The following is a 4739-nucleotide window of genomic DNA, read 5'->3' as shown; positions in this document are numbered from 1 at the left end:
TTGTCGGCAGATTTCCCTGATCATGTCCCGGACGCGGAAAGACACTTCGTCTTTCAAAAGTTTTTTGCGGTATTTTGTGATCCACACCAAATGCAGATGTATTGAAAATACAGTATGCGTTCCATGACGATATGTTTCCATCCCCCTAGTTTAACTCAAGAGACGCTGAAGCTGCCACCTAAAGGTGGGGGTTTTAACCCTCCCAAGTGAGGACAATAAAAAAGCCACGGCTCGTGCGTTGAACCGTGGCTGCCGGATTGTTTTTGCTCTTCTGAGCGTCAGAACAAAATACCTCCTTCAGCCTCGGCTACGCAGAGCAAGCCAAGGAGAAGCACACATTGAAGGAGGAGGACGAAGATCATGACTCTGCCTATTCCTGTCTGCCCAGCCAGTTGATGTGCCATTCAACGTCATTGGCATAGTCTGGTGTAATAGGACTGCCATCTATCCATCTGACAAATATACGGAAACCGGTATAAGTTGCTTTGTAGATAGATGTAGCTCCTGTTGTTGCCCAATGCTGGTTCTTGCCGCCCAACGAGGTGATGTACACTGGTATGTTTCTCGTAGTATTAAAATGAGCAGCCGATGTGTCAACATCAACATAGACACCACGACCATTAGCAACTTGCTTCCAATTTGTGTTGCCGGGTTCGGTACGTCCTGCATAAGCTATAGCAGCCATGTTTGCATCCTCCTTTTAAGGGGGTTAAGGAATTGCTCTCCCTGCGGAAACGGTATAGTGTCATCCTATTAGAGAGCAAGTTCCTTTGTCAAGGAAGAACTGACGTTCCTGTTCCTGATTGAGGAGCAAACCTGACGATGAACTGTATGTGATAAAACTGACAGGATATTTGTCGAGTAAAATTCCTGCAAAACAGATTGACATGCGGCAGCAAGCCGCTATGATACAGCCTCTTGAGCTAACAAACGTTCTCCTTCCAACACATCATGCCTGAAATTAACCTGCGCCAAATGGCGATTAACCAGAGCGGTACCATCACGGCGGTCCGAGTTGGCGGCGAGCTTGGCCGTCGTATCCGCGAGATGGGCCTTGTGCCTGGTACCGAGATTACAGTCAAGCAGCGCGCTCCTCTCAAAGACCCGGTTGCCCTGCGGGTCATGGGTGGCACACTCACCCTGCGCAACAAAGAGGCGGATCACATCACCGTGAAGGTGGCTGATGAGCCGCCATCACCATGATGCTCTGGCAAAGCCACGGGCTATGCGGAAATACGCCGTACTGCTTGCACCACTTGCCTTCATGAGTTATCGATGTTGTAACCTTCTTTATCATACCCGCATTCTTCAAAAGCGATGACGTGTATAAGCAAAGGTGTTGTGATTGACAAGATAATTGAGATCACAGGTAACGGCAAGCGAGACGACATTGTGAGTCAAACATCCTAACATCCTACCGTCCTCCAAGGTGCCGGTGTAATGGACTTTCACACAGTTCCCTTTTTTTGCCGCAGTCATCGTCTTCTCCTCTTTGCTTGTCGTTTCAGTCTGCCAGCTCAACGCCTTCCAGCAGCCATGCCTCAGTGTTGACCGGTCTGGCCCATGTCCATTTCTCTGCGAATTTCACCGGCTCAGTCATGCTGCCTTCCAGCAGCTCGCCGCTCTTCTCATCCACTGTGTAATCAAGCAGGTTGGCGGTGAAGAGGATGGTGACGAAATCCTCGCCGTTGACGCTGCCTGCATCAACAATCTCCGCCTTGCGGACAGCAATGGACTCCAGCTTGTTAATGATGCCTTTCTGCGCCATATCAGCAAAATGCTGGGCGTATTCCTCGGCCAATCTGCTGCCGAGCAGGTGGCGGAAGCTGCTCAGGTCGCGGCGCATCCAGCCTGCCTGCACCTTGAAAAAGACATCAGAGGCCACTTCGGTGAAATGCTGCGGATCAAAATCAGGATCAGTGCTGCGGAGTTCCGCCAAGCCTGCTTCAAGAGAATCAACAGCAGGCGGGGGCGCAGACCTGCTGAAACTGCTCAACGGCTGATACGCTGACAGGCCGCTGCTCGGTTTAGCCATGAAGCGGCGGTAGAAAAAATATCCGGCCACGCCGAGCAGGAGAATAGGCAGGATGCCGATGCCTGAGCCGTTCGCGCCAAACAGCGAGCCGAGGAGCAGACCACCTATAGCTCCGCCGATCAAACCGCCTGCCAAACCACGGCCAAAACCAGAGTTGGACGGACGCGCTGTTGCTCCTGATGCAGGCGCGCTTCTCGGTGCACTGGGCGCGGAACGCTTGAATGAACGTCCACCGCTGCGGGAACGGGCTTCTGCGTCCAGCACTGCCAGACCAGCATCGGCAAAGACGAGGGTGAAAAAGACCAGAAAGAACGGGGTCAGCTTGCGCAAAGCTGCATACATGGAATCACCTTGGGGTGTGAGTTGACGGTTCAGGGTCGGAGCCGGACGGCGTTTCTTCCGCCAGACCGGTGCCGCAGCAAAGCGGACATTCCTCCACGGAAAGCAGAAAACGGCTCTCGCCTTTGAAGGAACTGAGCTGGCCGCTGCCGCCGCAGGCCGGACAAGGAGCAGGCTGCTTATTCTCCATTCTTCAGCTGCTCCAGCTCTTCCCAGCGGGCGTACAGGCGGGCGACTTCCTGCGCTGCCGCTGCCTGCTCTTCCCAGTATTCAGCGAGCTTGGCCGGATCAGCAACAAGTTCCGGCTCGTGCAGCCGCGCTTCCAGCTCCTCCTGCCGGGTTTCAGCGGCGAGGATGCTTTCTTCCATCAAATCATACTCGCGCTGGTCTTTGTAGGAAAGTTTTTTCGCTGCTTTCTTGACATCCGGCGCAGCAGACGGCGTTTTCTTGCTGCTTGGCGGAGGGCCTGCGTCTTCAGCAAGAGTGCGCAGCCACTGCGCATACTCAGCAAAGAACGAGGCGTTGCCCTTGCCATCAAAGCCGAGCACCTGATCGCAGAGGCGGTCGAGCATGAAACGGTCGTGGGTGACAAGAACCAATGCGCCGGGGAACTCGCTCAGGCTCTCTTCCAGCACGTCCAAGGAAGGGATGTCGAGGTCGTTGGTCGGCTCGTCGAGAAGCAGCACGTCCGCAGGCTGGCGCATCAGCGCAGCAATGAGAATACGGGCCTGCTCGCCGCCGGACAGCCGCGCCACCGGCGTTTCCAGCTGATCCGGGCGGAAGAGGAAACGTTTCGCCCACGAGACAACGTGGATTGACCGGTCCTGATACAGCACCGAATCGCCGTCCGGGGCCAAAGCACGGCGCAAAGTCTGTTGCTGATCAAGCTGCTGTCTGCGCTGGTCAAAGTTGACAATGCGCAGCTTGTCCGCCACCTTGACCGTGCCGCTGTCCGGCTTGAGGCCGTCATCGCGGTCTGCGGCGGCGAGGATCTGCATCAAGGTGGATTTACCGCAGCCGTTTCTGCCCAGCAGGCCCAGTCTAGTGCCGGGCGAGAGCGTCAGATCAAGATTGCTGAAGAGCTGCCTACCGTCAAAGCTCTTGCTGATGCCAAGCGCAGTCAGCAGCTTTTTCGTCTTGCGCTCCGTGGCATCAAAGGCGATGTCCACCTTGCCGACCCGGTTGCGGTTCTTCACCTCAACTAGATCATCCTGAAGCTGGTAGGCTGCGTCCTTGCGGGCCTTGGCCTTGGTGCCTCTGGCTTTCGGGCCGCGACTGAGCCATTCATTCTCGCGCCGCACCTTGTTGGCCAGCCGCTCTTCCTGCTCCTGCTGCTGTTCAAGAAAGGTTTCCCGCTGCTCGACAAAGGCGGAATAGTTGCCGTTCACCTGCAAGGTGCCGTTCGGGTAGGCAGCAGACAGCTCAATCACCCGCCTGACCGTGTTCTCCAGAAAGCGGCGGTCGTGGCTGATCATCAGGAACGCGGCAGGACTTTCCGGCAGCGAGGCGTTGAGCATCTTTTCCAGCCAGAGTATGCCTTCCAAATCAAGATGGTTGGTCGGCTCGTCCATCAGGAGCAGGTCTGGCCGAACGATCAGGGCGCGGCAGATAGCCAGCCGCTTGCGCCAGCCGCCGGAGAGCAGTCTTGCCAGGCAGTCAGGATCAGTGAATTCCGCCCGGCTGAGAAGAGCCTGCGCCCGGCTTTCTCGCTCGGCAGGCTCCAGATGCTGGTTGTCAATTGCGGCGCAGAGGTTGTCCAAGCAGCTCTTGTCCTCAGCAAATGAATCCTCCTGCGCAAGAAAGCTGCTGCGGACATGCTTCTGCCGGAAGATCTCACCGCTGTCCGGCTCAATCATACCGCTGATGATTTTCAGCAGAGTGGATTTGCCGGAGCCGTTCGGCCCGATCAAACCGATGCGGTCGCCCTCGCTGATGGAGAGATTGACTGAGGAAAAGAGCGTTTGCGCCCCAAAGGCTTTGCCAATGGTGCGGCAGGTAAGCAGGTCGGCCATGCGTCAGAGTTCCATTTCAGGATCAGCGGCCTGCGGACAGGAGCCAAGCCATTCGTAAGAGGAAGAAGCAGAAAAGACATGCTGCCGGGCAGATATATGCCCAGCAGCCGGGAGGCATTATAGCATGGTAGAGCTGCCGAGGCGAGGTTTTTGGGCAGGAGGCGGGTTTGGAGCGGCGGCCTGCACGGGGCGACTGAGCTTGTCCGGCTCAAATATCGCCGCAGCGATATAAAATGATCAAGCAATCATTTTCATCCTATGAGTTGAATCTTATGGCCTATTCAGTAGATTTTCGCCGGAAAGTATTGGAAATCAAAGAACGTGAAGGTTTGAGTTTTGAGGAGGCGGCAGTA

7 protein-coding genes are annotated in these 4739 nt (G+C 55.6%); 1 reads left to right on the top strand and 6 read right to left on the bottom strand.

The window, feature by feature from the left end; all coding sequences use genetic code 11:
- Together ACNKIB_RS07730 and ACNKIB_RS07725 are read right to left on the bottom strand one after the other, a co-directional pair.
- On the bottom strand, positions 1–141 hold a 141-nt coding region (locus ACNKIB_RS07730), incomplete at its 3' end, for a transposase (RefSeq protein WP_417909972.1).
- Positions 142–370: 229 nt separating this feature from the next.
- Positions 371–685 (bottom strand): hypothetical protein, encoded by a 315-nt coding sequence (locus tag ACNKIB_RS07725; protein WP_417909971.1) that lies wholly within the window; start codon positions 683–685, stop codon positions 371–373.
- 266 nt (positions 686–951) lie between these two features.
- Here ACNKIB_RS07725 and ACNKIB_RS07720 point away from each other — a divergent pair, with 266 nt between their 5' ends.
- Complete coding sequence (locus ACNKIB_RS07720; protein WP_417909970.1) at positions 952–1203, top strand: FeoA family protein; 252 nt, start codon at positions 952–954, stop codon at positions 1201–1203.
- Positions 1204–1308: 105 nt separating this feature from the next.
- Here the strand turns inward: ACNKIB_RS07720 and ACNKIB_RS07715 are convergent, their stop codons facing one another.
- Genes ACNKIB_RS07715 through ACNKIB_RS07700 form a run of 4 tightly spaced genes read right to left on the bottom strand, consistent with a single transcriptional unit; the run spans position 1309 to position 4386 of the window.
- Entirely contained in the window at positions 1309–1479 is a 171-nt protein-coding gene (locus ACNKIB_RS07715) for a hypothetical protein (protein ID WP_417909969.1), read from the bottom strand.
- A gap of 25 nt (positions 1480–1504) precedes the next feature.
- The gene (locus ACNKIB_RS07710) at positions 1505–2377 is read right to left on the bottom strand and encodes a Tim44 domain-containing protein (protein WP_417909968.1); all 873 of its coding nucleotides are present in this window, start codon (positions 2375–2377) and stop codon (positions 1505–1507) included.
- Positions 2378–2381: 4 nt separating this feature from the next.
- On the bottom strand, positions 2382–2564 hold the full coding sequence (locus ACNKIB_RS07705) for a hypothetical protein (protein WP_417909967.1): 183 nt from the start codon (positions 2562–2564) through the stop codon (positions 2382–2384).
- Entirely contained in the window at positions 2554–4386 is a 1833-nt protein-coding gene (locus ACNKIB_RS07700; protein WP_417909966.1) for an ABC-F family ATP-binding cassette domain-containing protein, read from the bottom strand. Before ACNKIB_RS07700 ends, ACNKIB_RS07705 begins: the two co-directional genes overlap by 11 nt.
- Between the last annotated feature and the right edge of the window lie 353 nt (positions 4387–4739).

The sequence above is a fragment of the Candidatus Electronema sp. PJ genome, assembly GCF_048287395.1.
GTDB lineage: Bacteria > Desulfobacterota > Desulfobulbia > Desulfobulbales > Desulfobulbaceae > Electronema.
The sequence above is the reverse complement of the archived record's forward strand: the minus strand, read 5'-3'. Positions and strand labels throughout refer to the sequence as shown.